Below are 26,099 nucleotides of genomic sequence, written 5' to 3'. Positions count from 1 at the left end.
AAATAATGGAAGTAATCTATTGGCAATGGTTGTTAATCATTATATCGAGTTTGTGCTTTTTCTTTTTATCGCCTTTAGCCAAAACAACCGATCAGTTTTTTAAAGCAGTTACGAAGAACAAAGAGCCTAATACTTTAGTACTAACAGGAAGTTTAATTATTTCTTGGATCTTTGCAAAGAGTATTACTAATGCCGCCAATCTTGGGTTAGAATTTGGTATAGTTGGTGGTCTTGCCTATGCAGGCTATTATTTGTCTTTTGCAGTAGCAGGACTTGTATTGTATCAATTGCGCACTAAAGGGAATTTTAATAGCATTCACAAGTTTTTAACGACTAAGTTTGGTAAAAAGGCAATGACACTTTTTTCTATTCTTATTGTTATTCGACTTTTCAATGAAGTTTGGAGCAATACAATGGTTATTGGGAACTATTTCGGAGCACAAGGGAGCAATTCTTATTACGCTTCCATTTTAGTATTCACGTTTTTAACCTTGGCATATTCTTTAAAAGGTGGGTTAAGTAGTTCAATTTTTACCGATGCTATACAGATGGTGTTATTTTCTGTTTTATTAATTATCATTTTGTGGAATATCTTTTCTGTAGAAACGTTTAGCATGCAACAAGTAGCAACATCGAGTACTTGGCGTTTCGATTTAGGGCTAAATTTGTTTTTTGCAGCCATTATTCAATCGTTTAGTTATCCTTTTCATGATCCGGTTCTTACCGACAGGGCATTTATTAGTAGTCCAAAAACAACAAGAAAAAGTTTTCTATGGGCAAGCTTGTTAGGAGGAATTTGTATTGTGCTTTTTAGTACAATTGGTGTTTATGCGAAAACCTACGGTATGCAAGGTGATGCTGCTTTTGAAGTAGGAAAAGCGTTTGGAATCATAGTATTATTAGTAATTAATTTTATTATGATTACTTCTGCTGCCTCTACATTAGATTCTACTTTTTCATCTTTTTCAAAATTAGTAGCTATCGATTTGAACTTAGGAAAATCTATTACTTTCGGAAGAGTCGCAATGATAGTCATTACAATAATAGGAACTATTCCAGTTTTTTTAAATGCCGAAATTTTATCTGCAACAACAATTTCTGGAACCATGGTAATAGGATTAACACCTGTTTTTTTATTTTGGAATAAGGAAGTTCCTAAAATAAGTTTTTATCTTAGTGTGCTCACAGGATTGTTTTTCGGATTGTTATTGGTTTTTAATAGTTTTCCAAAAGCATTTGTTTTAACAACAGGAAAATATGCCGATTTACTTTGGGTAAATGTTTGGGGAATTAGTATGTGTATTAGTGTTTATTTTATACCAAAATGGATAAAAAAATAAAAAACATAGGAAAATTACAAGGAAAGATATTGCTTTTTGGAGGAATCTATAGCAACTTGCAAGCCTTGCAAGCCATTCAAGAAGTGGCAAAAACAGCAAACATAGCACCCGAAAATTGCATTTGTACAGGCGATAACATCGGTTATTGTGCGCAACCCGAAGAAACACTGCAAGCAATTAAGAAATGGAAGATACATAGCATAGCAGGAAATGTAGAGATTCAATTGAGTGCAAATGCAGAAGATTGCGGTTGCGATTTTACTAAAGGATCACGCTGTGACGGATTTTCACAGTTGTGGTATCCTTATGCTAAAAGTAAATTATCTAATAATTCTATCGACTTCATAAAAACGTTACCAGAATTTATCCGGTTTGAATTTGCCAATAAAAAGTTCACAGTAGTGCACGGTTCCTATTTTAATACTTCGGAGTTTATTTTTAAATCCACTCCATGGCAAAATAAACTCCCTAATTTTAAAGCTACCAATAGCAATGTAATTATTGCTGGGCATTGTGGCTTACCTTTTACGGATAGTAATGAAGGATTACTTTGGCTTAATCCAGGGGTCATCGGAATGCCTGCCAATGACGGCAATACAACTGTTTGGTATATGATTTTAGAAGAAAAGGAAAAAATGTTAACTATCGAACATAAAAAGTTATCCTATAATCATATATTGGCAAGCGAATTAATGCTAAAACACAGTTTGCCAAAAGAATATGCTAAAACAATTGTAACAGGAATTTGGGATAACACAGAGATCTTACCAGAAACAGAAGCAAAACAACAAGGGAAAGAAATAGTATTTTAAAAAAAGATGAATCAAAATAAATTAGAAAAAACTAAAAACGCACTCATCATTTTTACTAGAAATCCAGAACTAGGAAAATGCAAAACACGTCTGGCAAAAACGATTGGAGACGAAGCAGCATTAGAAGTCTATACCTTCTTACTGCAACACACCGCAAATGTTAGTAAAGAAGTTGTAGCAGATCGTTTTGTGTTCTATTCTGAAAAGATCATCACAAACGATATTTGGCAACTCGAATATTTTAATAAAATGCTTCAGTCTGGTAATGACTTAGGTGAACGCATGCAAAATGCATTTGAAACATTGTTACAAATGGGCTATGAAAAAATAATAATTATTGGAAGTGACTTGTATGATCTAAACCCAAAAATAGTGAACAATGCATACAAACATCTTTCTAATTATGATTTTGTAATAGGTCCTGCCCAAGATGGAGGATATTATTTGCTTGGGATGAAACAACTAGAAAACACAATTTTTAAAAACAAAGCATGGGGAACAGCAACTGTTTTGAAAGACACATTACAAGATTTGTCAAATAAAAGCATAAAATTGATGAAAGAATTAAATGATATTGATATTTTTGAAGATATAGAAAACATACAAGTATTTCAAAAATACAAACCAATAGAATAGCATGACAATAGAAACGATAAACACAACAGTAAACTTTCTAAAAGAAAAAGGAATAACAACTCCACAAATAGGAATTGTATTAGGAACAGGACTAGGACAATTAGTAAGTCATTTAGAAATTGAAGTACAAATAAATTATACAGATATTCCAAATTTTCCAGTATCAACAGTAGAGTTTCATTCAGGAAAACTATTATATGGAACATTAGAAGGAAAAAAAGTAATTGTAATGCAAGGACGTTTTCATTTGTATGAAGGCTATACTTTGCAAGAAATTACATTCCCTGTGAGAGTATTAAAAGCATTAGGAATTACGCAATTATTGGTGTCAAATGCTGCAGGAGCCATTAATCTAGAATATAAAAAAGGAGATATGATGTTGATAGACGATCATATTAACTTGCAAGGTGGCTCACCACTAGCATTTAAAAATGTTTCCGATTTTGGGGAACGATTTACAGATATGTGTGCTCCTTATGATGCTATTATGAATGAAAAAATGCAAGCAATAGCAAAAGCCAATAGTATTGTATTACACAAAGGGGTTTATGCTGCGGTAGTTGGACCACAATTAGAAACAAGAGCAGAGTATCGCTATTTAAAAATAATAGGAGCCGATGCAGTTGGAATGAGTACTGTTCCCGAAGTCATTGTAGCAAATCATTTAAATTTACCAGTAACGGCTGTTTCGGTACTAACAGATGAATGCAATCCTGATGATTTAAAACCTGTAAATATTCCAGAAATTATTGCAGTTGCTGGAGAAGCAGAACCTAAAATGATTATTCTTTTCAAAGAATTAATTCGTCAAATTTAATCGATTATTATATAAAAGATAATAAAAAAAACAATGAGCTATCTAAACGCAACGAACGATTTATATAAGAACGCAGCTTTAACACCAGATGTTGGACTTTGCTGCACCACAACTCCTATTTGGAAATTCCCAGGGCTAGAAATTCCAAAAATAATGCAAGAAATGAATTATGGATGCGGAAGTACAATTTCAGCACAAGACCTAATTAATAATCCTAAAGTACTATATGTTGGTGTAGGTGGAGGAATGGAATTATTGCAGTTTGCCTATTTTTCTAGACAAAAAGGAGGCGTTATTGGTGTGGATGTTGTAGATGAAATGTTGGAAGCATCACGTAAAAACTTCAAAATTGCAGAAGAAGAAAACGATTGGTTTAAAAGTGAATTTGTAGAACTAAAAAAAGGAGATGCTCTTAATTTACCAATTGAAGATGAAAGTATCGATGTGGCTGCTCAAAACTGTTTGTTTAATATTTTTAAAACAGAAGACCTAAAAAAAGCGTTGCAAGAAATGTATCGGGTGCTAAAACCTCATGGAAGACTGGTAATGAGTGACCCAACTTGTGAGCAAGAAATGAATGAAACGTTACGAAACGATGATCATTTGAGAGCTTTGTGTCTAAGTGGAAGTATTCCAATCGCAGCCTATATAAAAGCACTAACCGATGTGGGTTTCGGAACAATAGAAATTAGAGGAAGAAGACCCTATAGAATACTAGATCCAGAGAATTATCCAACAAATGAGTTAATCTTTATTGAAAGTATAGAAGTATGTGCCATTAAAGACCCAATGCCAGAAGATGGACCTTGTGTTTTTACTGGGAAAGCTGCCATATATTTTGGAAAAGAAGATTATTTTGATGATAAAAAAGGGCATGTGTTGTTAAAAAATCAACCTTTAGCAGTATGCGATAAAACAGCAGCAGCACTAGCCTCTTTAAACAGAAAAGATATTTATATTAGTGAAAGTACCTTCCATTATAATGGTGGCGGGTGTTGCTAGTGTGTCAGGAAATAATAAAGTGACGTCTAATTTTAAAAAAAAAGCTACATGATGAAAAAAGTGATAATGTTATCTATTGTTGGTTTGTTCGGATTTCAATTTGCTAAGGCACAGAGTCCATGGACAAGAGAAAAAGGAAAAGCCTATGCGCAATTAGGACTAACAAGTCTGTCCTATAATACTGTTCAGTTTGATGGGAATAAAAAAGATCTAGGTGATTATTCAGATATTACAGTGCAAGCCTATGCAGAATATGGTATAACCGATAAGTTAGAAGCGCAATTGGTTTTGCCCTATAAAATGGCTTCCTATAAGAATATTGGAGTTTCACAAAATATTGCAGGAATAGGGAATGCAACATTTGGTTTAAAATATAAATTGTCCGATAAGAATTGGAAAATTAGTTCGGGTATTATTTATGCAGCTAATTCAATAAAAAAAGATGCAGAATTAGTAGTAAGCACAACAGGAATAAATGCATCGACTATTTTGCCATACGTTTCTATTGGGTCTAGTCATAATAAATGGTACTATTTTGGAAATCTTGGTTATGGATATATGGACAATGATTATTCCGATTATCTTAAAGCAACAATAGAAGTAGGTTATAATGTGATACCCAAAGGACACATAATGTTGGTTCTAGATACTAGAAATCCAGTAACAAAAGAAGATGCCTATGAAAAAGATAATTTACAATGGGCATCACATCTAGACAGACAAGCCTATAACGCATTTGGAGTGAAAGCCAATTATGAATTCATAGAAAATAAGTTGGGAGCAAATTTCTCTGCATTTGGAGCCTTTGGGATAGATAATGCACCGTTAGCTCCAACAATTAATATTGGAATATATACTAAACTATAATTTTTTTAGCAATGAACGAATACAAAGAAATAATTATCAATTCCTATTCAGATCATTTTAATTATTTGAAAAATGAATTAGTTAACCTTCATATAGAAAATTATTTTTATGGGCTAATAATCATTTCTTTGGTCGTCTTTTTGCTCGAAATTATTTTCCCTTGGAGAAAAAACCAACCCATTTTTAGAAAAGACTTTTGGTTAGATACATTCTATATGTTTTTTAATTTCTTTTTGCTAAACTTGATTATCTTGATGGCAATGAATAATGTGACAGCCGAATTGTTTAATGACTTTTTAGGTCTTTTCGGTTTAAATGTAGCATCATTGCAATTAATCGATTTGTCAAATCTTCCAAAACCACTGGCATTGTTCATTTTCTTTATTGTTTCCGATTTTGTACAATGGAACACGCACCGATTGTTGCATCGTTATGAATTCTTTTGGAATTTTCATAAAGTGCATCATTCTGTTAAAGAAATGGGTTTTGCCGCTCACCTTCGTTATCATTGGATGGAACCAGTGGTTTACAAAACATTGCTCTATGTTCCTATGGCAATTATAGGTGGTTTTTCAATACAAGATGTTTTTATTGTTCATTTCATAACTATAACTATCGGACATTTAAATCATGCAAATTTAGGATGGGATTACGGATTTCTAAAATACATACTCAATAATCCTAAAATGCACATTTGGCATCATAGTAAAGAAATGCCTAGGAAATATGGAGCAAATTATGGAATATCATTAAGTCTTTGGGACTATCTCTTTAAAAGTGATTATATACCAAAAGATGGCAAGGATATTGAATTAGGGTTCGATAAAGATGAGGAATTTCCAGATAGCTTCCTAAAACAAGAAGCCTATCCGTTAAAATTTTAGAGTGAAAAGAAATAGCGATTAATTCCAAAACGCGCAACTACGAAATCGCCATTTACAATAAGTTGGGTGCAAACAAATAAAAATTACAGAACACAAATTGAAACATATTTAGAGAAATAAACACAAGCAAATAAATGCGATAATATATGTGATCCATAACCAATTAAAATTTATGCATATGAAAAGGATTATTTTAGTAGTATTGATAGCTGTTCAGGGTTTTGCTCAAAACTTTGATTATAAAAGTTATACCGATTTATTAAGCGATCATGTTTCTAGTAAAGGAAATGTAAACTATGATAAATTAAAAATGAATGTTGAAGAATTGAACGCTGTTGTTGCCGATTTCGAAAAAACACAGCCTAAAAAAAGTTGGTCAAGAAATGAAATTTTAGCCTATTATATTAATTCTTATAATCTGCACACCCTAAAGAAAGTAATAGACAATTATCCAACTAAAAGCATTAAAAATATAAAAAATGCTTGGGACGATAGTTTTATCACTTTAGGAACAAAGAAAATTTCATTGTCCTATATTGAGCATAATATTTTAAGAAAGATGAATGAACCAAGAATTCACTTTGCAATTAATTGTGCTTCATTTTCTTGTCCTAATTTACTAAATAAACCTTTTTTACCTCAAACCTTAGAATCGCAATTAGAAACAGCAACTAAAGAATTTATTAATGACGCAACAAAAAATGATATTGCCGAAAGTGAAATACAAATTTCAGAAATATTTAATTGGTTTTCAGGTGATTTTAAAACAAAAAAGACTTCGTTAATAGATTTTTTAAATAAATATTCTAAAGTTAAAATAAACGAAAAAGCTAAAATTAGATATTTAGATTATAACTGGAATTTAAATAAATAAAATGAAAATTTCCATTATTATTCCTGTTTTGAATGAAGAAAAAAACATTTCAAAATGCATTGCCCATTTAATAGCGAATAGTAATAATAATAAAGAAATTATAGTTGTTGACGGAGGAAGCAAAGACAATACAATTAGTGAAGTTAAAAAACATCCAGAAGTTATCATAGAACATGCTGCAAAAGGGAGAGCAATTCAAATGAATGCTGGAGCAAGAATAGCTACAGGAGAAGTTCTATATTTTTTGCATTGTGATAGTTTCCCACCAAAAGGATATGATAAATTCATTACAGAGGCAGTTTTGGAAGGTAATGCTGCAGGCTGCTTCAAAATGAAGTTCGATAACAATCATTTGGTTTTAAAAATATCGCAATGGTTCACCAAGTTTAATTTTAAATCCTGTAGAGGAGGAGATCAGTCTCTTTTTGTAACCAAAGAATTATTTTTTAATCTTAATGGATATAACGAAAAGTTAATTATCTATGAAGACAACGATTTGATTTTTAGGTTATATGAAAACTCAAATTTTAAAGTAATACAAGAAAACATAATCACATCTGCAAGAAGATATAACGATAATGGCTTTTTTAGGTTACAATTTCATTTTATGATGATTCATTTATTATATCGATTCAAAATCTACAATCAGGAACAAATTGTTTCTTATTATAAAAAAAATATTAGATAAGAGCCTATGGAATTTAAAGGGAAAAATGGAGAATATTTTTGGCTAGACAAAATAGACAATACCGTTGAAGAAAATTTTAGACAACGAAACGAATCCTATTTGAATATTTTGTGGAATCCTTATGAAGACACCAATATTACAGTAGATAACGTTTCTTATCCTCTAAAAAAAGATGAAATCATGTTTTTAACAGAACTTCATGCATTAGACAAAACAACAATTGGTGTGTTAAATAGCATACAATTTAACAGGCAATTTTACTGTTTAGACAATCACGATAGCGAAATTGGTTGCAAAGGAATTCTGTTTTTTGGAACTTCTCAAGTGCCAACTCTTTTTTTGAATGAAGAAAATAATGCAGCCATTGCATTGCTTTGGAAAGTGTTTGAGAATGAACTAAAAGCTTCAGACGAATTGCAGGGCGAAATGCTTCAAATGCTATTGAAACGATTTCTAATTTTATGTACAAGAATCTATAAAGAGCAAAATAAAGTACTTCATGTGGAAGAAACCAAGATGGACATTATAAGGAATTTTAGTTTTCTAGTTGAGGTACACTATAAAAGTAAGCATACCGTAGCAGAATATGCCGCACTCATGAACAAACCTGCAAAATCCTTAACTAACCTTTTCTCAAGCCATATTTCGAAAACACCATTGCAGATTATCCAAGATAGAATAGTACTAGAAGCCAAAAGAATGTTGCTAAATACAGAGATAACAATAAAAGAAATCACCTTCGAATTGGGTTTTGAAGACATGCCTTCATTTAGTAGATTCTTTAAAAATAAAATAGGAATTTCTCCCAAAGGGTATAGAGATAATAACGGAATGGTTAATCCAACAGAAAAATAAACAGTATGCGAAAAATATACAATTTAGCACTTGTGTTTTTAGTGTTGTTGTCTGCTTGTAATAATAAACAGAAAGAACAGGAACAGAAAACTAATCAAAAAACTTCAGAAGTTATTGAAGAAGTCGTTTTGTCCAAAGCAGACGAAGTTATAAACTCTGCAATAAAAGCTCATGGAGGAGAATTGTATAAGACAGCGAATTTTAGTTTTGTTTTTAGAGGTAAACAATATCATTTTGAGAATGATAAAGAAAACTATAAATATACTGTTGAGTTTAAAGACAAAGATACAATGGTAAAAGACATTCTAACCAATGGAAAATTTGAACGTTATAAAAATGAGGTGCTGCAAAACACAAATGAAAAAGACGTTAAAAAATATACAGAAGCATTAAATTCTGTAATCTATTTTGCAAGCTTACCCTATAAATTAAATGATGCTTCAGTGAATAAAAAATACATTGAAGAAACAATAATAAGAAATCAAGAATATCATGTTGTAGAGGTTACTTTTAATGAAGAAGGAGGAGGAGAAGATTTCGAGGATGAATTTCATTATTGGATTAATAAGAAAACAAATAAAATGGACTTTTTGGCCTATAATTATAAAGTGAACGATGGTGGTGTTCGGTTTAGAGAAGCCTACAATACCAGAATAGTAAACGGGATCACTTTTCAAGATTACATCAATTATGAAGCACCAATAAACACAGCTCTAAAAGATTTGCCAAAATTGCTGGAAACGAAGAAACTAAAAGAAGTGTCAAGAATAGAAACAGAACAAATCATAGATAAAACTAAATAATAAAAACAATGAAAAAAATCATTTTAACTATTGCTATCGTTGCTTTAGGTTTTCAAGTAAACGCACAAGATTTTGCTAAAATAGATAAAAGCGGTTTAGATGCTGCCTACTATCCAGAAAATGCACCCAAAAGAGCATTCATAAAAGACAAAACAAAACAAACAGAAGCCGCAACAAAAATTAGAATATTATATTCTAGACCTTTAAAAAACGGAAGAGAAGTCTTTGGAAAAGTTGTTAAATTAAATGAAGCTTGGAGAATTGGTGCAAACGAATCTACAGAAATTTTATTTTTAACCGATGTAGTGTTTGGTGGAACAGATGTGAAAGCAGGTCGCTATACTTTAATTGCAATTCCTACCGAGAAAGAATGGACCATTAAATTGAATTCAGAAAATGATGGTTGGGGAAACTATTCGTATGATCCAACAAAAGACATTGCTTCTGTAACCGTTCCAACAACAATGAGCGACAAAGAAATTGAAGCTTTATCTATTGTTATGTATGAAAAAACTAAAAATGTGGTTCATATTAAAATTGGTTGGGACAAAACCATTGCAGAAATACCTGTAACATTGAAATAGTAGTATCTTTGGGGAATGGATGAGGTTAAAAAATATTATCTGCATAAAGATGATTTTTCAAAATTACATTTTGAAATAAATGATTTGAAATCCTATTTTCAAAAACATTTTAACCATGCAATTAAAGCACATACTCATGGTTTTTATCAGCTTATTTGGTTTCAATCAAAAGGAAGACATTATGTTGATTATGATATTATCGAACACGAAGCCAATACTTTATTGTTCATTAGCACCAACCAAATTCATTATTTTTGTTCAGATTCTGTTAATGATGGAATATTAATACATTTTAATGATTTTTTTATAAATCAATTTCATCATCAATTAGCCGAAAGATTTTCGTTGTCAATTTTTAATGAAATAGGAAAACCATATATTCAACTTTCAAATGAAGATATAGTTCGTTTTGAGAGTATTATACAGCTTATTAAAGCAGAATTAGGATTAGGCAACAAGCTACAAAAAGAGCAATTGTTTTTTTTGTTTAGTAGCTTGTTGTTAACTGTAGAACGCATTAAAAGTCAAGATAGTTTAGAAGATGTATATAAAAATCCCGATTTCATGCTTGCCTTTGCATTTAAAAAAGAAGTATATAATTATAAAAACACATTTCATAAAATAGACTTTTATAGTGATAGATTACATACCAATTCTAAAAAACTAACTACGGTTGTAAAACAATATTTAGGCGATACACCAGCGAATATAATTCAATCAGTAAAAATATTAGAAGCCAAAAGGAAATTAGCCAACAAAGAATTGTCAATTCAAGAAATTGCTTTCGATTTAGGTTTTGACCAACCTACCTATTTTACTAAATATTTTAAAAAAGCCACAGGAACCACACCAAAAGAGTTTCAAAGTCTGCTTCCTTAAATTACCATTCTTGCTCTTTATATTACCATTTTTAGAATGCGCATCGCTCTAGCTTTGTCCTATCAAAATTTAATAATAATTAAAAACAATTTATGATGGAAACAGGTAATATACAAAAAAGAGTATTGTTGATTATGTCTTCTGAAGACCAAATGGGAATTAGCGGTAAACAAACAGGAACATGGTTTACAGAGCTAGCAGCACCTTATTATATTTTAACAGAAGCAGGTTACGAAGTGGTTTTTGCTTCACCAGATGGAGGAGAAGCACCAATCGATTTGTTAAGTATGAAAGTGCCTTTTACTACCGAATATACAGAACGTTTTTTAAGTGATCCAGTAGCTTTGTTTGCCGCTAAAAACACTAGAAAAGTAAGAAATATCGACTATAACACATTCGATGCTGTGTTTTTCCCAGGTGGTTATGGTTTATTATGGGATTTAGCAAGCGATTCACATATCATTAAATTAATCAAAGATTTCTATGAAAGTAATCGCCCAATTGCAATGGTTTGTCATGCACCCGCTATTTTAAGAGACGTTAAGTTGTCTAATGGTAAATTCTTAGTGGAAGGAGTTAATTTAACAGGATTTAAAGATGCAGAAGATGCAGAAATCGAATTAGACAAACACTTGTTGTTCTCTTTAGAACAAGAATTAAAATTAAGAGGAGCAAACTATAAGAGTGTTGCCAATTGGGAGCCGAATGTAGTGGTAGATGGCGCATTAATGACAGGACAAAGTCCAGCCTCTGCCGCACCATTAGCAGAAGCATTAAGAGACGTTTTAAAAAAGTAATTGAAAGGAATAACTTTTAAATTTAAAACTGACAGTATAGCTATACTGTCAGTTTTTACGATGTAAAAAGAAAAGATATGAATAAAAAAATAGTCATTATAGGTGCAGGATTAAGTGGGTTATTAATAGCGTATCGACTTTTAAATAAAGGTTTCGAAATTGAAATTATTGAGGCAAGAAATAGAATTGGAGGAAGAATTCATACATTACAATCTGGAGAAGCAAAAGTTGAAATGGGCGCAACTTGGTTTAATGAAGTGCATCAAAATATGAAAATAGTATTAGATGAGTTAGAAATTGAATACTTTGAACAGTTCATGAAAGGTTATTCTTTTTTTGAACCTTTTTCTGCTGCACCAGCTCAAATAATTGAGATTCCAGAGAACAGTCCAAGTTATAGAATTGTTGGAGGAACAATGAAATTAATTGAAAATTTAGCTGCTAAATTGAATAATGTAAACTTTCATTTGAATGAAGCGGTTAAAGAAATAGATTTTACAAATGAAAAAGCAAAGATTATTACTAGTAAAAAGACGATGATTACCGATTTTGTAATCTCAACCATTCCACAATCGCTTTTAGTGTCTAAGGTGAAATTTAATCCCAATCTTCCAGACCAATTAGTACATATTGCCAAAAACACCCATACTTGGATGCAAGACAGTATAAAAATTGCTTTGGTTTACAAAACCCCATTTTGGAGAGCAAAAGGAATCTCGGGTACAGTTTTTAGTAACGTTGGACCCATTACAGAATTGTATGATCATTCGAATTACAATTTGCATGGTTTTGCTTTATGTGGTTTTATTAATGGAGCAATGAGCGAGTATTCTAAAGCAGAAAGACAAGCGAAAATCCTTATGCAGTTGGAGAAAATTTTCGGAAAAGAAGCATTAAATTATAGTGATTATCACGAAACTATTTGGTCAGAAGAAGAATATACTAAGAATATTAGTCAAGAAGGATTTGTGTTCCCACATCAAAATAACGGTCATCCAATTTTTAGAGAAAACTATTATAATGGTAGATTGTTTTTGTCTGGAACAGAAACCGCATCCGAATTTCCTGGTTATATGGAAGGCGCAATAATTGCTGCCAAACATGTGGCAAGTGTTATTTTAAATTTTTAAATTCGAACAAACTTAAATAATTATGTTATATACAGGTCAGATCAATGAATTTATTCGTTTAGAGGAAATTAACAAAAATAATTGTGAATTACTTAAGGAGAAAATTGCCGATGGTTTGTGTATTATTTGGTGTTTGGAAGCCCTAAAAATTAAAGTTGATGAAACCGAAATGTTATTCGAAAAAGATGCAATTCTATTTTTAACTGAATTTCATAAAGTTGAAATTCTTGAAGTTGAAAAAGTAAGACTCATACGTTTCAACCGAGCGTTCTATTGCATTTCAGATCATGATAGCGAAGTAGGATGTAGAGGAATGTTATTTTTTGGAGCATCGCAACTCCCTAAAATAGTAATTCCAACAGACGAAATGGAAAAGTTTGAAATAGTTTGGAAAATGTTTAGCATTGAGATGGAATCTAAAGACGATTTGCAAAACGACATGTTGCAAATGATGTTAAAACGATTTTTAATCCTATGCACGCGCATTTATAAAGAACAAACCGAACTCACACACTTTGATAAACAACAACTCGATATTGTTCGTGCCTATAATTATTTGGTAGAAACCCATTTTAAAACAAAACACCAAGTAGCAGATTATGCAGAGATGCTTAACAAAAGTCCAAAAACTTTATCCAATCTCTTTAAAAAGTACGGAGAAAAAACACCTTTGCAAATCATTCAAGATAGAAAACTATTAGAAGCAAGACGCCTATTGCGCTATTCAGACAAGACGATCAAAGAAATCACCTATGAAATAGGCTATGAAGATTTGCAAACGTTTAGTCGCTTCTTCAAAAAAATAGAAGGTGTTTCTCCTTCCGACTTCAAGAAAACTGTATAATATCCTTTGGGTTAATTTTAAAAACAATCCCTTTCTTCTTGCCAAAAAAGAAGTTTTTAGTTTTCGCATTCCGTCTGTTCGAGTGCTGTTTATAAAAAGCGAACTGCAATTTTTATAAACAGAGTATCGAGAACTCGTCTATTCAAAACAAAACTTCCTCGATACCCTCTGCATTCAAAGCGACATATTTTGTGAGTATTACGATTCATGTAATTTTCGCACTAAGAACTCCCCTCTCTTGAGGGGTGTCCGTAGGACGGGGTGGTTTAAAAACTTAAGTAAAACAATCCCTTTCTTCTTACTAAAAAAGAAGTTTTTTAGCTTTTGCATTCCGTCTGTTCGAGTGCTGTTTATAAAAAGCGAACTGCAATTTTATAAACAGTGTATCGAGAACTCGTCTATTCAAAACAAAACTTCCTCGATACCCTCTGCATTCAAAGCGACATATTTTGTGAGTATTACGATTCATGTAATTTTCGCACTAAGAATTCCCCTCTTGAGGGGTGTCCGTAGGACGGGGTGGTTTAAAAACTAAGTAAAACAATCCCTTTCTTCTTACTAAAAAAGAAGTTTTTTAGCTTTTGCATTCCGTCAGTTCGAGTGCTGTTTATAAAAAGCGAACTGCAATTTTTATAAACAGTGTATCGAGAACTTGTCTATTCAAAACAAAACTTCCTCGACACACTTCACACTCAAGCTTTTGAAAAAAAAATCATTAAGATTTCATTGTGTTCAACACATTAAATATCATGATAGGAAGAATTACCTACTCAAAGGGAAATCCTGTCTATCTCCATAGCCCTCTTTCTTTGCAACTTTGTACTATCAATTTAAAGCAAAGAAATTATGAAAATAACAGACTTTATATCAAACACCGTTAAAGAGATACTATTCCCTTTTTTCAATATAAAATCAAAAAAAACAATTGCAATAGAACAAAACGAGTATTGCGATAAACATTTCATTTCAGATAATTACTGTAATGATGAATTCCTATTTATATAATTTAAACCATAATACTAACAATTAAATAATTTTAAAAATGTCAAATTTTTCAGTACCTACAAGAGCGCAAGTTTCAGAGAACAACCAAGCAATTTTCGATAACCTTCAAAAAGCAGTAGGATTTGTACCTAATATCTATGCCGCAATGGCTCATTCTAAAAATGCATTAGGAAGCTACTTGCAATTTTCAGGATCAGAAACATCATTAACAAAAAAAGAAAAAGAAGTTGTAGATCTAGCGGTGAGCCAGTTAAATGGATGTCGTTATTGTCAATCAGCACACACGGCAATAGGAAAAATGAATGGCTTTACCGATGAGCAAATTTTAGAACTAAGAAAAGGAACTGCAAGTTGGGACAATAAAACAAAAGTTTTAGCACAAACAGCAAGAACAATTGCAGAAAAAAGAGGAAAAATTTCAGAAAGCCAAGTAGAAGCTTTTTATGCTGTTGGCTATACCAAAGAAAATTTAGTAGATCTAATTGTGGCAATTGGTAGCATTACAGTTACTAACTTGTTTCATAATGTTACTAATGTAGCAATAGATTTTCCAATAGCACCAGAACTAGAATTAATCAGCCAATAATTAACCCAGAAACTAAGGTTGGCTGCATTGCTAACCTTAGTTTTAAAAACGCAAGTACCATGATACATACTATAGATAGCGCTAACTTTGAAAGCACCATAAACGAAAATCAAATTGTTTTAATAGATTTTTTTGCAGATTGGTGTGGTCCATGTCAAATGTTGCACCCAACACTTGAAGAATTGGCTAATGATTTTAACGGAAAAGCCATTATATCGAAAGTAAACGTAGATGCCAATCAAGAACTAGCAGCACAATTCGATGTGAGAAGTATTCCTGCTTTGTTCTATTTTAAAAACGGAAAATTGGTGAGCAGACAAAACGGATTACAGAGTAAAACAGCATTGACCGATCAATTGAATACTTTAATAAATAATTAGAGACCATAAAAAAAAATCCCAATTTGGGATTTTTTTTATGATTATATTTTTAAAGGTAAATTTAGAAGTCAGTAGCACTATACTGGCATGAATTTAAATTGCGAATAGTAGTTTTATAAATTGTGTATCGAGAACCGTTTTTAACGATGTTTTCTTGTTCTCGATATTATTTTCTGTCGAAAATAACTCGAATTGACGAAAAACATCAAAAACGTGTTGCACCTAACGGTTTTGTTTTTATAAATGTAAATTATTTTTCATTATATCATTACTAAAATATATAAAGAAGTAGCAATTAGTTACAAATTTTAAAATTGCTACAAATTTTGTAGCCAGAAATTTGTAGCAAAATAAATGCTACAAAAAAAACGCTACAAAATTTGTAGCATGATTTGCATTTTAAAAAAAATGCTACACTACTTTATTGGTTCTTACATAAGATTTAGCCATTGCAATGTTGAGCATCATACTATTTTTCAAAACAAAGTCTAGTAATCTGGGTTTTGCAACACAACAATACTAACAACCTATAACTTATAACTAATAGTAAGCAGAATCACTCTAGGAAGAATATAGGTTGTGTTGTTAGATATTAAAAAATCGGAAAAAGAATTATTAATTTTTATACCGTTGTTTAAATAATTTTGAGCTGAAAGTTCAAAGCGAAACGGATGGTCTTTTTTGTGATAGCTTAAGGAAGCATTTCCTATTCTGTAGTTTGTTTTTTGATGGTTGCTGTTTTCATTGAAGGTAATTTCATAATCGGTTTTGAAATTAAAATGTTTCAAGAAATCTATATCCAAATCAAAGGAAAACACATCATTTGTGAAAGAAGATTTGGTTAGCCCATGAAACTGACTAAAACTTTTGTCGTAACCAAGGCTAACGCTTGGCCACTTTTTGGTGGCAGTGCGTATTTTTAAACCAACAGATTGATTGTTTCTGTTGTTTGAAGTGGTTTGTCCGTTTAGGGATTGAATATACTGAAACCAGCTTAGGTTACTGTTAAGTTGTATTCTAATTCGGTTTATTTTTTTGCTTAGATTTCCATAGAATCGCCAGTTGGTTTCAGGATTATCGGTTATAGTTGGGGTGGTGAATTGATTGATTCCTGCCAATTCGATGACATTTCGAATGGTTCTAATTTTTTTATTGTAATTTAAATTCGCAAACAACATGAAACCGCGATACATACTTGTTTTGGAATAGCGCAAACTAGCTGTGTGAAAGCGTTCGTTTTTTAGTAGCGCATTTCCTTTAAAAACAGAATTATAGCTTTGTAGCGTATAGCGTTCTAAAAGTTTTGTAGCGTCTGGAAAATCGTTTGAAAGTTTGTAGTTGAATTTTAATGCTTCCGATTGATTGAATTCATATTCACTATTCCATTGTGGTTCTAAATAGGTTTTGTTGGTGGTGTAGTTTTCGGCAACTTGTTTTGTTTTCAAATGATAGTAATGAGTATATAGTGCTGGTTTGTTAATCCATTTTCCAATTTTAAATTTATATTCAAAGCCTATATAAAAATCATTTAGCAAATAGTTCAAATCATTGCCAAAACCAGCAGTTGCAAAATCGTTTATTGTGCCATTGGTTAAATATTGCTTTTCGGTGATTTCTAAATTGGTTGTTCCGAAGTTGTTTCCAATATTGGTATAGATATGGTTGTAATTATTCAAAATCCAATAATGTTTGAACAAGGCATCAATACTGTTGTTTTTTACTTTTTTAATTTGTTCAATCCTATAAAAACTATCATTTTGCAAAGGGATTAGTCCCGTTAAAAATGCAGTATCGGTTAACCAATTGTTTTGCGGCTTGTTGTTCTCATAGCTTTGATTCATGACAAAAGTAGTGGTGTGGTTTTTGTTTTTATATTGTTTGTGCCATTCTAAAAACTGTTTCACCTGACGATTGTCGGCATTGTTGCTGTTTTCGAAGGTGTTTTGTTGTCCGTCTCTCACAGAAAGCAATAGCGAAATAATGTCGTTAGTACTAAATTGATATTGTGCGTTGTAGAACCACCTCGATTGATCGCTTGGGCTGTAATTAAGCTTAAGGTTCCCGATGCCAAGAATGCTTTTGTTGTTTCCTTTGTTTGTTTTGTCTTCGAAGGTGAAGCTACTGTTTTGCAAATATTCGTTTTGACTTTTAGACAGTGTTGCTGTAAATAGTTTTGAGAAGATAGCAAAGCCTTCAATATCTAATTTGCTATTAATTTCTTGACGAAAATTGAAAGCTCCAAATTGTGATTTGTTTTCAATAACATCGGTGTTTCCAGTTGCAAAACTGTAAAGGTTGGTGAGTTGTTTTCTGCCCGAAATGAAACTGCTGGCACCGCCTTGAAAACGCATCATGTCTTCGAATGTGAAAGTACGTTTGCCAATGTTATTAATATCGCCAATGAAACTCACATTGGTTTTCGGACTATAATAGAACAAAGCAGTATGCAGTACATGAAAACCGTTGTCGTTGGCTACTTCTGCACCCGCTTCCAGATCGCCAAATACAAATCTCTTTTTGTCTTCTTTCAGCTTCACATTCATTGCCAGTTCATCGCTATCCGATACTTGTTTTAGAAAACCTACTTTATTAAAATTGTCAATCACTTCAATTTTGTCTAACGCATCGGCAGGAATGTTTTCTACAGCCAATTTAGAACCGCCTCCGAAAAAGGATTTTCCCTCCACCATCATTTGGGTTACTTTTTTTCCTTGCACAGTTACCGAACCGTCTTTGCCAACTTCTACACCAGGCAATTTTTCAAGCACTTCTTTCATTTTTCGTTCGTTACCATTAGCAAACGATTGCACATTATAAATGAGTGTGTCTTTTTTTACAACAATAGGTTTGTATTCATAATCGATAACAATTTCGTTGAGTTGTTGTCCTGTTTCTTTCAGTTTAAAATGATGCTCTTTTAGTTCGCTGTCGGCTGCTAGCGTTAACACGGCTTCTTGATACCCCAAATAGGAAACACGAACGTCATAGGGCACTCCTTTTTCTAGCTCTAATTTGTAGCGTCCAAAATGATCGGCAATAGCAAATTTTAAGCCTTGTTTTTCTACCAAGGGCTTGGCAATGACATTGGCATTGGCTAACGGATTCCCTAAGGTGTCTTTCACGGTGCCTGTTAGGGTTTGAGCGTGAGAAACAGTGCTAGTGAGTAGAAAAAGTAGGAATAGGTATTTGTGCATTTTGGTTATTTTTCTTCTTTATTCTTTTGAAATGGACTGTGAACCTATTAAAGCTTCATATTCAATTAATTTACCTTCTTTTGGTAATTCTATTTTTGAATTCCCGTTTTTTAAATACAAACTTTTTAATCCAAAACTGGTGAATTTATCATGTAATTCAAAAATTAATCCAGGTAATCCACCATAACCAAAAGGACCAAAAGAATATGGGATTTCAGGACAGTACCAAGCTGTAGCTATATGTTTAAATTCGCCTTTTGTGTTTTTTATGGTAATTTCTTGCGTTGCCTTATAACAAAGATAATTGTTTATTTTTTTTGACTCATTGTGTAATACCCAATTCGTTTCTAGTTTTTTTGTAACCAAATAATCTTTTTTATTTGGATTCATAGTGAAACTAAAATTAAAATAATTAGTTTTAGAACTTACATCGGTATAAATTGGATTTTCACACCTGCATAATGCTTTTGCAGTTAATAAATATAATTTGTTTTCACCTGTATCCATAACATCATTTCTTACAAAAAAAGCCAAAGTATCATTAAAAACAAGTCTTGGCTTAATATTTTCTGCAGCTCTTTGCGCACCTAAAAAATCATCTTTTCTAGTGTCATCTAATTTGCTTAAAAAAACGGAATCTATTTTTATATAGTAATTATAAACAGCTTCGGATGTTTTGTTTTGAGCATAGAAAGCAGTTGAAAATAAAAGTAAAAGGATTTTTTTTTGCATTTATAAGGGTGATTTTTGGAAAATTTAGTAATGTTTTTTCTTTAAATAAAGTCATTAACTAGAATAACATTTCCAAATTATTATTTAATACAATCTTAAGCAGCATTTTTTGATTTACATTGAAAAAATAAAAAACTTTACATTTTAATTAATTTTTAATTTGGGAGTTAATATCTTCCACTTTTTGAAAAAAAGATTTATAGTATTCGTCATGTGAAATTAATTTTTTATACTTTGGAATTTCAATTTTCATATCATCATTATTATTTAATTCGATACTTACAATTCCGTAGCTCCCTTCTTTTTCATGTAATTCAAATATTAGCCCAGGTAAACCCCCATAACCTTTTGGGCCTATAGAATAAGGTATTTCTGGGCAATACCAAGCAGTAACTTTATTTATTAATTCTTTTTCGCCACTTTTATATGTAATATTTTGGGTAGCTTTATAACATAGATAATTATTTATGAATTTTGACTCATTGTATAATTCCCAATTGATACTCATTGGTTTATATATTAAGCATTGATCGCAATCATGAAAAGGATTTTCATTAGATTCTGAATATAAAATTTTCTCTTTGATTCTGTAGAATAGCTTTTGTTTACATTTACAAAATGCTTTTGCAATAATTAAAGCCATTTTATTATCAATATCTAGGATTTCGCCACTATAAAATACAGCAAGTGAATCATTGAAAACTAATTTTGGTTCAATTAATTTAGCGATTCTTTCAGCTTCTTTAAAATTATTTTTTCTAGTTTGATCTAATTGATTATAAAAATCATCACTAAAGTTAAAAGAAAAATCATAAGTGATTGTAGAGTTTCTATTTTGACCAATAGAAAGCATAAATGATAAAGAAAAAATAAAAATCTGTATTTTTTTCATTTATAAATAAAATTTTAACCAGTATTATAAATAAATACTGGTTTGTTAATTAGCTTATTTTTTGTTTTTAAATGATTAATTTAATTTGCGAACCCTTCGCCTCCCATACAGCTATTAAAGACTTCTAGTCCTATCTGCCCAGCTGTTGCTTCATCTATGCCGAGGTTTCTTAAATTAACCATTTCCAATACAGCAACGATCATGCATACTGTTGTTGGTTTTTCAATTATTTGTTCACTTACTTCTTCCGTTTTCACTTCTTCTGTAATAAGTTCCTTTACTTCTCCATTACTTGCCATTCCAGCAAAAGAAAAAGCGACTAGTGCAACAGCACTAAACATAATTTTTTTCATTAATTTGTTGTTTTTTGGTGATTAAAATTACTTTTCTTTTATTTTGTTTAAAAATTCCTCCTCAGTTACTTCCTTGTTTTTTGGAGTTTCAATTTTAATTTCGTCTTTAAAAAAATGGATTTCTTTTGCAACAATTTTTGTTTTATTATATTCTAATTCAAGTATTAAACCAGGGAGTCCCATATAGCCATTCGGACCATAATTAAAATTTATTTCAGGCGTATACCATGCTGAAACTATTCTACTACCACTATTTCCGTGTCGAGTATTAAACTCTACTGTACAAGTAGCTTTATAACAAGTGTAGTTGTCTATTTTTTTTGATTCGTTCGTTAACTCCCATTGATAATTGTTTTCTGATTCAATATTAACGTCATTTAGAATTCTATATAATTTGTTTGTCTGTTTGTTAAAGGTATAGGGAAAGATAAGGTAAATTGTGTTCGCAAATTTTGAAACTTTTTTTTGTCTTTCATCCCCTTTTAAATCAACCAGTTCTTCAAAAATAAATCCATTAGAGTTAGCTTTTAAAAGATAAATTTTATTATTTAAAGCGCCATTAATTTCATCGAATAAAGAATTATGTTTTTCGTTATCTGTTTTTTTCGTTAAAACAGGCTCTAATAAAGCAGAATAATTTACTTGAATTGACTTGTAGTTTTGTGAGAATACAAAGGAAGTAATTAGCAAAAAGAAATAGTGTCTCATTTTTTAATTGTATTAATTGATTGAAATTTTAGGATGGTATAAACCATCCTAAAACTTTTTTTAATTGGCACATAAATCATATGCTTCAAGCATAATCCATCCTGCTTCAATATCTGAGTATTCGCAACCATGCAATTCTTCTAAAGCATCAACTACTCGAATTGAGAAAATTACACAAGGGTCATTTCTTTCTGCATCCGATTTTTTTTCATTCGCCATTCCAGCAAAAGAAAAAGCTACAAGTGCAATAGCACTAAACATTAATTTTTTCATAAATTTGTTGTTTATTTAAGTACAGTCTTACTTTGTGTTCGTGAAAATATTTAATAAGGTAGTCCTGTTTTTAATGTTTTAAAATTAATTTTTTAGCATATTTTCTCTTTCCATTTTTAATTTTTTATATTCCAATTGAAACTCTTTATTTGTTAAAAATCTCTTAGCTTTTGGAGGTTTAATTTTAGTAATCGTATTTTTATCTAATTTAAAACTTATTTTTTTAGCTTGATAAACAAAAATATCATCTTCAAGTATTAAAATTAAACCAGGCAGGCCATAAAAACCTAAAGGACCTGCATTGATATTTATTGATGGACAATACCATGCAATTGTAATTTTTTCTTTTTTAATGATTTCAATTTCATTTTTTTCGTTTTCAACTTTCTTTACAATAATTTGTCTATTAATTGCTTTATGGCAAAGCATATTGTCGATGAACTTGGTTTCTTTATCATCTAATTCCCAGTTGTAAGAAGGTAAAGAATCTTTAATGGTAAACTCCTCATCAAAAACAGTTTTATTTTGAATTTGTGTTTTTTTTTCCAAGTCCTTGTAAATTGTTCCTATCAGTTTGGAATTAATATATAATAGGTTTAATTTATCATTTTTTTGTTGAAGATTGTTTTCGCAAAAAAAGATACTTTGATTACCATTTACAAGGAGAGTATAAATTACCTCCGATGCATTTTCATCAACAATATTTTCTAATTCTTTGTTAATATAATTAGATGCCTTGTTTTTGAATGAAGCGGCATATTCAATTTGTCCTACTTGTGAAAAGCCAACTAAATATAAAAATAATAACGGAATGATAAGTGTTCTTTTCATGTGTTAAAAATTAAAGAGGCTGTCCGAAAAGTCAGTAATCTTGTCATTTCGACGCAAGAAGAAATTACATAACACTGATTATGAGACTCCTTCTTGCGTTGGAGTGACTAAAATGTGTCTATTTTTTACTTTTCTGACAGCCTCGTATAAGGTTAAATTAAATTAATCCAATATCATCAAGAGTGTTGCATAAACTTACTGCTGCATCAACAGTTTGATCAATTAATTCTTCGTTTTCAGAAACGGCATTTAATTTTATTCTTAACCATTTCCCGAAAGCCCAACATTTAAGAGAACCTGCTTCTTCTGTAGAAGGAGTACTCTCAATAGTGTTTTCAATAATTTGAATTTCAATGTTTTTTGCGTCAACTGTCTTTTCTTCCGTTTCATTTGCCATTCCAGCAAAAGAAAAAGCAACTAGTGCAACAGCACTAAATAATAATTTTTTCATAATTTTGTTATTTAATTAATGGCAGTCATACCAAGTTCGTCAAAACTTTTATTTAGGGTATGGCTGTTTTTTTAAGGTTGGTTTTTCCCAAATAAACAAAGCCAAAGCCAACCGTTTCTTCCTGCTTTGTTTGATGGGTTTGTTCAAGAAAGACCATCACTTCCTATCAATGCTCGTTTTTTGTGCGGGTTACTAACAGCTGAAACAATCCCGATAGTGGCCAACTATGTTTTAGAAAATAAATAGCAGTAGTATTTCCTCTTTTTAGTATAATTATTTTTTTGTTTAATATAAAAATTTCATAAGGCTAAATTAAACAGTTTGCTGTCAGAGTCTTATGCGTTTTTCGGGTAATTTCAGTCTTTTTTTGCATAAAATATTTTTAATTGCATAAATATTCTTTCTGTAAGGGATTTACTAATGCAAAATAATGACATTATCGCTATTTTAAAACAGAAAATAAGCTTGAAATAGTAAACTTTAACAACAAGTATAGTTTTTCTGTAATTATAAATAGAAAGCTTTCATATAAATTTGCATTAGGTTTTATAAACTATTTAGAATGATTACTTTTATAACTATTAATCAAATAAAAAGTTTATTATGAAAATTTTCAAAAAAGAACAATTAAAAGTTGAAGTTTTAACAAAAAAGCAGTTACTTGTAATTGTTGGGGGAGATGATACTGTAGAATCAACAGAAACTAGTGGCTCTCCTAGAACTAAAGATGGTACAATTGTTCCCCCTAGAAATTAATTTGGTGAATATATGAAAGATAGATTTTTTGGAACTTTTCTAGTAGTTATATCTGCATTAATAACTTATACGGATAAGTTGGGTTTTGAGTTTGATTATAATTTTGAATACAATTCAACTACTAATTTTATTTATGCATTAACTACAACATTATCTCCTATTATTTTAGCTATAGGAGCAAATTTTAGACCCTTAAGAATAAGTTTCGTTTTTCCTATTTTTATATATAGTGCAAATCTGTTTTGGGTGTTAAGTGATGATAAATCAGATATGGGATATTCTTATCATTATGCATTTGCTGTGGTAATTTGCTTTGTGTTGCTCATTCTTTTTGTAGATAAATTCATTAAAAAAGAGAAGTACTATAAAAACAAAATATCATTATTAGAGGCATTGTTAGATTTAAAAATTGCAATCCATGATAAATAAAGAGTTAATAATTTTATTATCATTAGCAAAAACTACCCTTAAAGAAAAACAAGAAGGGCTTATTACTTCGGAAGAAGCGAATAGGGTCTTCTTGCAAATAAAAGAAAAACTTAAAGAGTTAGATAATGATGTATCTAAAGGTATTTTAGATAAATTAATTTCAAGGATAGAATTTTAAAACATGGACTAAGTGTTTCTATGGGTTCAATTCTTTTTTCTTGCTCATTTCTTTTTGCTCTTCTCCTTCATTAACCTTAATAATATCATTTATTGCATTACTAACTGTAATGTGATGAATTTCTTTAATCATTTGCAGTAAGGCAGGTTCATCGTTTTCAATATCTGAACCCATTATCTTTATTTTATCTTCTAAAAAAGTAACTTTCTCTTTGTAATGAGTAATAATTTGGTTTTTTAAATCCAATTCTTGTCTTAAGGAAGTTTCAAGAGGAATACTATTTTGAATTGTCTTTTCTTCTTCTTGTTTTTTCAACATTGCACCTTTTCCACTCAACAACCATTCGCAATTAATTTCAGGATATTTGGTAATTAAAATTTCTAAAGCATCAGAGTTTAAGGGTCTTTTTTTTGCAACTCCTTTAAAGCTACCATAGGTCATGCCAATAGATTCACAAAATGACTCGTAACTAATATTTTGATTTTTAGCAAAATATAAAATTCTTTCTTTAATATTAGAGATTTTAATATCCATTTTGTTATTTTTGGTAAATATAATTACTATTTTTGATATTCAAGAGTAACTAATAACAACAAAAATAATAAAAAATAACGTTATCGCTAAGAATAGACTAGATATGAACAAGATAATTGGGAATAAACTGAAAGTACTTCGCAAAGAAAAAGGGTGGTCACAAGAACAAGCATCAGAATATTTAGCTATGTCTCAATCTGCCTATGCCCGAATAGAAAACGGAGCCAGTACGTCATGGGTGAATCATATAGAAAGAATTTGTGATATTTTTCAAGTAACACTAGAAGAATTAGTAAATACAAATAACAATCTAAAAGAGAATAGCGAAAAGAACAAAACAACTCAAAAAACACAAACAGTGAATCAACTTTCCGAAAAACTAGTAGAGCAATACGAAGAACGCATTAAAGAATTGAAAGAAATTATTGAAGTACTAAAAAAACAAAAGTAAAGCAGTGTGCTGTTTGGGTGAGTATGAATGATAAAAAGAAATAAATCCTATGTTTTTGTTGTATCGTTGCACTATGTCGGTTGGAGTTTTCTAACAAATTACAATGCCATTCATACTACCATAATTCCCCTCTTGAGGGGTGTCCGTAGGACGGGGTGGTAAAAAAACATTGTGCAAAACAGGAAAAGTACTCAATACTTATAATGCTATGAAAATGGTAACAGAAGTGAGCAAGAAGAAATAAAGAAGCGTGTTTAATGTATTTTGTTTAGGATATTTTTTTCCCTCGAAGCCCATTTCAAGCTACTGTAAACTAATTAGTCCTATAAGAAGAAATCATAAGAGTAGGTAGTAAGAAAAAACGAATAGTACTCCATTTGGCTTTTTTTACAGGATTATATATTGCACTACTAGAAATAGTGGTGACAAAAACAGTTTTGATTTTCGGTTTGTCACAAAAAGTGTGGCATTTTTTATTTAAATTTAAAAATGACACAAAAACTGTGACGTTTTCATTTTGTGAATCGAAATTGT

At 30.9% G+C, this 26,099-nt stretch carries 32 protein-coding genes; 23 read left to right on the top strand and 9 right to left on the bottom strand.

Annotated features, from left to right (window positions below):
* Positions 1-5: 5 nt before the first annotated feature.
* The 19 genes from ACZ49Z_RS03105 (at position 6) to trxA (ending at position 15,783) form a co-directional block, all read left to right on the top strand.
* Entirely contained in the window at positions 6-1,340 is a 1,335-nt protein-coding gene (locus ACZ49Z_RS03105) for a sodium:solute symporter (RefSeq protein WP_464306741.1), read from the top strand.
* A complete protein-coding gene (locus ACZ49Z_RS03100) occupies positions 1,325-2,152 on the top strand; it encodes a metallophosphoesterase family protein (protein WP_464306740.1) in 828 nt (275 codons plus the stop codon). Before ACZ49Z_RS03105 ends, ACZ49Z_RS03100 begins: the two co-directional genes overlap by 16 nt.
* A 6-nt stretch (positions 2,153-2,158) precedes the next feature.
* Complete coding sequence (locus ACZ49Z_RS03095) at positions 2,159-2,788, top strand: TIGR04282 family arsenosugar biosynthesis glycosyltransferase (RefSeq protein WP_464306739.1); 630 nt, start codon at positions 2,159-2,161, stop codon at positions 2,786-2,788.
* Position 2,789: 1 nt separating this feature from the next.
* The gene (locus ACZ49Z_RS03090) at positions 2,790-3,605 is read left to right on the top strand and encodes a purine-nucleoside phosphorylase (protein ID WP_464306738.1); all 816 of its coding nucleotides are present in this window, start codon (positions 2,790-2,792) and stop codon (positions 3,603-3,605) included.
* Between the two features lie 33 nt (positions 3,606-3,638).
* Positions 3,639-4,607 carry an arsenosugar biosynthesis arsenite methyltransferase ArsM gene (gene arsM / locus ACZ49Z_RS03085; RefSeq protein ID WP_464306737.1) on the top strand — a complete coding sequence of 323 codons (969 nt, stop codon included), beginning with the start codon at positions 3,639-3,641 and terminating at the stop codon, positions 4,605-4,607.
* 48 nt (positions 4,608-4,655) lie between these two features.
* The gene (locus tag ACZ49Z_RS03080; protein WP_464306736.1) at positions 4,656-5,474 is read left to right on the top strand and encodes a hypothetical protein; all 819 of its coding nucleotides are present in this window, start codon (positions 4,656-4,658) and stop codon (positions 5,472-5,474) included.
* Positions 5,475-5,485: 11 nt separating this feature from the next.
* Positions 5,486-6,358 carry a sterol desaturase family protein gene (locus tag ACZ49Z_RS03075; RefSeq protein ID WP_464306735.1) on the top strand — a complete coding sequence of 291 codons (873 nt, stop codon included), beginning with the start codon at positions 5,486-5,488 and terminating at the stop codon, positions 6,356-6,358.
* A gap of 178 nt (positions 6,359-6,536) precedes the next feature.
* Positions 6,537-7,232 carry a DUF547 domain-containing protein gene (locus ACZ49Z_RS03070; RefSeq protein WP_464306734.1) on the top strand — a complete coding sequence of 232 codons (696 nt, stop codon included), beginning with the start codon at positions 6,537-6,539 and terminating at the stop codon, positions 7,230-7,232.
* 1 nt (position 7,233) lies between these two features.
* On the top strand, positions 7,234-7,920 hold the full coding sequence (locus ACZ49Z_RS03065; protein WP_464306733.1) for a TIGR04283 family arsenosugar biosynthesis glycosyltransferase: 687 nt from the start codon (positions 7,234-7,236) through the stop codon (positions 7,918-7,920).
* Between the two features lie 6 nt (positions 7,921-7,926).
* Complete coding sequence (locus tag ACZ49Z_RS03060; RefSeq protein ID WP_464306732.1) at positions 7,927-8,775, top strand: helix-turn-helix domain-containing protein; 849 nt, start codon at positions 7,927-7,929, stop codon at positions 8,773-8,775.
* A gap of 5 nt (positions 8,776-8,780) precedes the next feature.
* Entirely contained in the window at positions 8,781-9,578 is a 798-nt protein-coding gene (locus ACZ49Z_RS03055; RefSeq protein ID WP_464306731.1) for a DUF6503 family protein, read from the top strand.
* Between the two features lie 8 nt (positions 9,579-9,586).
* Positions 9,587-10,162: a DUF2911 domain-containing protein gene (locus ACZ49Z_RS03050; RefSeq protein WP_464306730.1), complete on the top strand. Its 576-nt coding sequence runs from the start codon at positions 9,587-9,589 to the stop codon at positions 10,160-10,162.
* A gap of 15 nt (positions 10,163-10,177) precedes the next feature.
* Positions 10,178-11,041, top strand: coding sequence for an AraC family transcriptional regulator (locus ACZ49Z_RS03045; RefSeq protein ID WP_464306729.1), 864 nt, complete (start codon positions 10,178-10,180; stop codon positions 11,039-11,041).
* A gap of 95 nt (positions 11,042-11,136) precedes the next feature.
* Entirely contained in the window at positions 11,137-11,838 is a 702-nt protein-coding gene (locus ACZ49Z_RS03040) for a type 1 glutamine amidotransferase domain-containing protein (protein WP_464306728.1), read from the top strand.
* Positions 11,839-11,915: 77 nt separating this feature from the next.
* Positions 11,916-12,968 (top strand): flavin monoamine oxidase family protein, encoded by a 1,053-nt coding sequence (locus ACZ49Z_RS03035; RefSeq protein WP_464306727.1) that lies wholly within the window; start codon positions 11,916-11,918, stop codon positions 12,966-12,968.
* Between the two features lie 22 nt (positions 12,969-12,990).
* On the top strand, positions 12,991-13,812 hold the full coding sequence (locus ACZ49Z_RS03030) for a helix-turn-helix domain-containing protein (RefSeq protein ID WP_464306726.1): 822 nt from the start codon (positions 12,991-12,993) through the stop codon (positions 13,810-13,812).
* A gap of 846 nt (positions 13,813-14,658) precedes the next feature.
* Complete coding sequence (locus ACZ49Z_RS03025; protein WP_464306725.1) at positions 14,659-14,817, top strand: hypothetical protein; 159 nt, start codon at positions 14,659-14,661, stop codon at positions 14,815-14,817.
* A gap of 37 nt (positions 14,818-14,854) precedes the next feature.
* Positions 14,855-15,403 carry a carboxymuconolactone decarboxylase family protein gene (locus ACZ49Z_RS03020; RefSeq protein ID WP_464306724.1) on the top strand — a complete coding sequence of 183 codons (549 nt, stop codon included), beginning with the start codon at positions 14,855-14,857 and terminating at the stop codon, positions 15,401-15,403.
* 59 nt (positions 15,404-15,462) lie between these two features.
* Positions 15,463-15,783 carry a thioredoxin gene (gene trxA, locus ACZ49Z_RS03015; protein ID WP_464306723.1) on the top strand — a complete coding sequence of 107 codons (321 nt, stop codon included), beginning with the start codon at positions 15,463-15,465 and terminating at the stop codon, positions 15,781-15,783.
* 527 nt (positions 15,784-16,310) lie between these two features.
* On the opposite strand, the gene ACZ49Z_RS03010 is transcribed toward trxA, so the two are convergent.
* From ACZ49Z_RS03010 to ACZ49Z_RS02975, 8 genes are all read right to left on the bottom strand, one after another.
* Positions 16,311-18,977, bottom strand: coding sequence for a carboxypeptidase-like regulatory domain-containing protein (locus ACZ49Z_RS03010; RefSeq protein ID WP_464306722.1), 2,667 nt, complete (start codon positions 18,975-18,977; stop codon positions 16,311-16,313).
* 18 nt (positions 18,978-18,995) lie between these two features.
* The gene (locus ACZ49Z_RS03005) at positions 18,996-19,709 is read right to left on the bottom strand and encodes a GLPGLI family protein (RefSeq protein WP_464306721.1); all 714 of its coding nucleotides are present in this window, start codon (positions 19,707-19,709) and stop codon (positions 18,996-18,998) included.
* A gap of 148 nt (positions 19,710-19,857) precedes the next feature.
* Positions 19,858-20,601, bottom strand: a complete 744-nt coding sequence (locus tag ACZ49Z_RS03000; RefSeq protein WP_464306720.1) for a GLPGLI family protein — start codon at positions 20,599-20,601, stop codon at positions 19,858-19,860.
* Between the two features lie 80 nt (positions 20,602-20,681).
* Positions 20,682-20,954: a hypothetical protein gene (locus tag ACZ49Z_RS02995; RefSeq protein ID WP_464306719.1), complete on the bottom strand. Its 273-nt coding sequence runs from the start codon at positions 20,952-20,954 to the stop codon at positions 20,682-20,684.
* A gap of 27 nt (positions 20,955-20,981) precedes the next feature.
* Positions 20,982-21,662 carry a GLPGLI family protein gene (locus tag ACZ49Z_RS02990; protein WP_464306718.1) on the bottom strand — a complete coding sequence of 227 codons (681 nt, stop codon included), beginning with the start codon at positions 21,660-21,662 and terminating at the stop codon, positions 20,982-20,984.
* Between the two features lie 60 nt (positions 21,663-21,722).
* On the bottom strand, positions 21,723-21,935 hold the full coding sequence (locus ACZ49Z_RS02985) for a hypothetical protein (RefSeq protein WP_464306717.1): 213 nt from the start codon (positions 21,933-21,935) through the stop codon (positions 21,723-21,725).
* An 84-nt stretch (positions 21,936-22,019) separates the two neighbouring features.
* Positions 22,020-22,766: a GLPGLI family protein gene (locus tag ACZ49Z_RS02980; RefSeq protein ID WP_464306716.1), complete on the bottom strand. Its 747-nt coding sequence runs from the start codon at positions 22,764-22,766 to the stop codon at positions 22,020-22,022.
* A gap of 157 nt (positions 22,767-22,923) precedes the next feature.
* Complete coding sequence (locus tag ACZ49Z_RS02975) at positions 22,924-23,217, bottom strand: hypothetical protein (protein WP_464306715.1); 294 nt, start codon at positions 23,215-23,217, stop codon at positions 22,924-22,926.
* Between the two features lie 603 nt (positions 23,218-23,820).
* Between ACZ49Z_RS02975 and ACZ49Z_RS02970 the strand changes: the two genes are divergently transcribed.
* The 3 genes from ACZ49Z_RS02970 to ACZ49Z_RS02960 are packed head-to-tail and all read left to right on the top strand — an operon-like array spanning position 23,821 to position 24,580.
* The gene (locus tag ACZ49Z_RS02970; RefSeq protein ID WP_464306714.1) at positions 23,821-23,973 is read left to right on the top strand and encodes a hypothetical protein; all 153 of its coding nucleotides are present in this window, start codon (positions 23,821-23,823) and stop codon (positions 23,971-23,973) included.
* 12 nt (positions 23,974-23,985) lie between these two features.
* Complete coding sequence (locus ACZ49Z_RS02965; RefSeq protein ID WP_464306713.1) at positions 23,986-24,402, top strand: hypothetical protein; 417 nt, start codon at positions 23,986-23,988, stop codon at positions 24,400-24,402.
* Complete coding sequence (locus ACZ49Z_RS02960) at positions 24,392-24,580, top strand: hypothetical protein (RefSeq protein ID WP_464306712.1); 189 nt, start codon at positions 24,392-24,394, stop codon at positions 24,578-24,580. Before ACZ49Z_RS02965 ends, ACZ49Z_RS02960 begins: the two co-directional genes overlap by 11 nt.
* A gap of 18 nt (positions 24,581-24,598) precedes the next feature.
* Here ACZ49Z_RS02960 and ACZ49Z_RS02955 read toward each other — a convergent pair whose 3' ends face one another.
* Positions 24,599-25,114, bottom strand: coding sequence for a hypothetical protein (locus ACZ49Z_RS02955; protein WP_464306711.1), 516 nt, complete (start codon positions 25,112-25,114; stop codon positions 24,599-24,601).
* Positions 25,115-25,217: 103 nt separating this feature from the next.
* Between ACZ49Z_RS02955 and ACZ49Z_RS02950 the strand changes: the two genes are divergently transcribed.
* Positions 25,218-25,565: a helix-turn-helix domain-containing protein gene (locus ACZ49Z_RS02950; protein WP_464306710.1), complete on the top strand. Its 348-nt coding sequence runs from the start codon at positions 25,218-25,220 to the stop codon at positions 25,563-25,565.
* Positions 25,566-26,099: the final 534 nt, after the last annotated feature.

The sequence above is a fragment of the Flavobacterium sp. KY-23415 genome, assembly GCF_055384985.1.
This window is presented reverse-complemented; position numbering and strand designations above follow the sequence as displayed.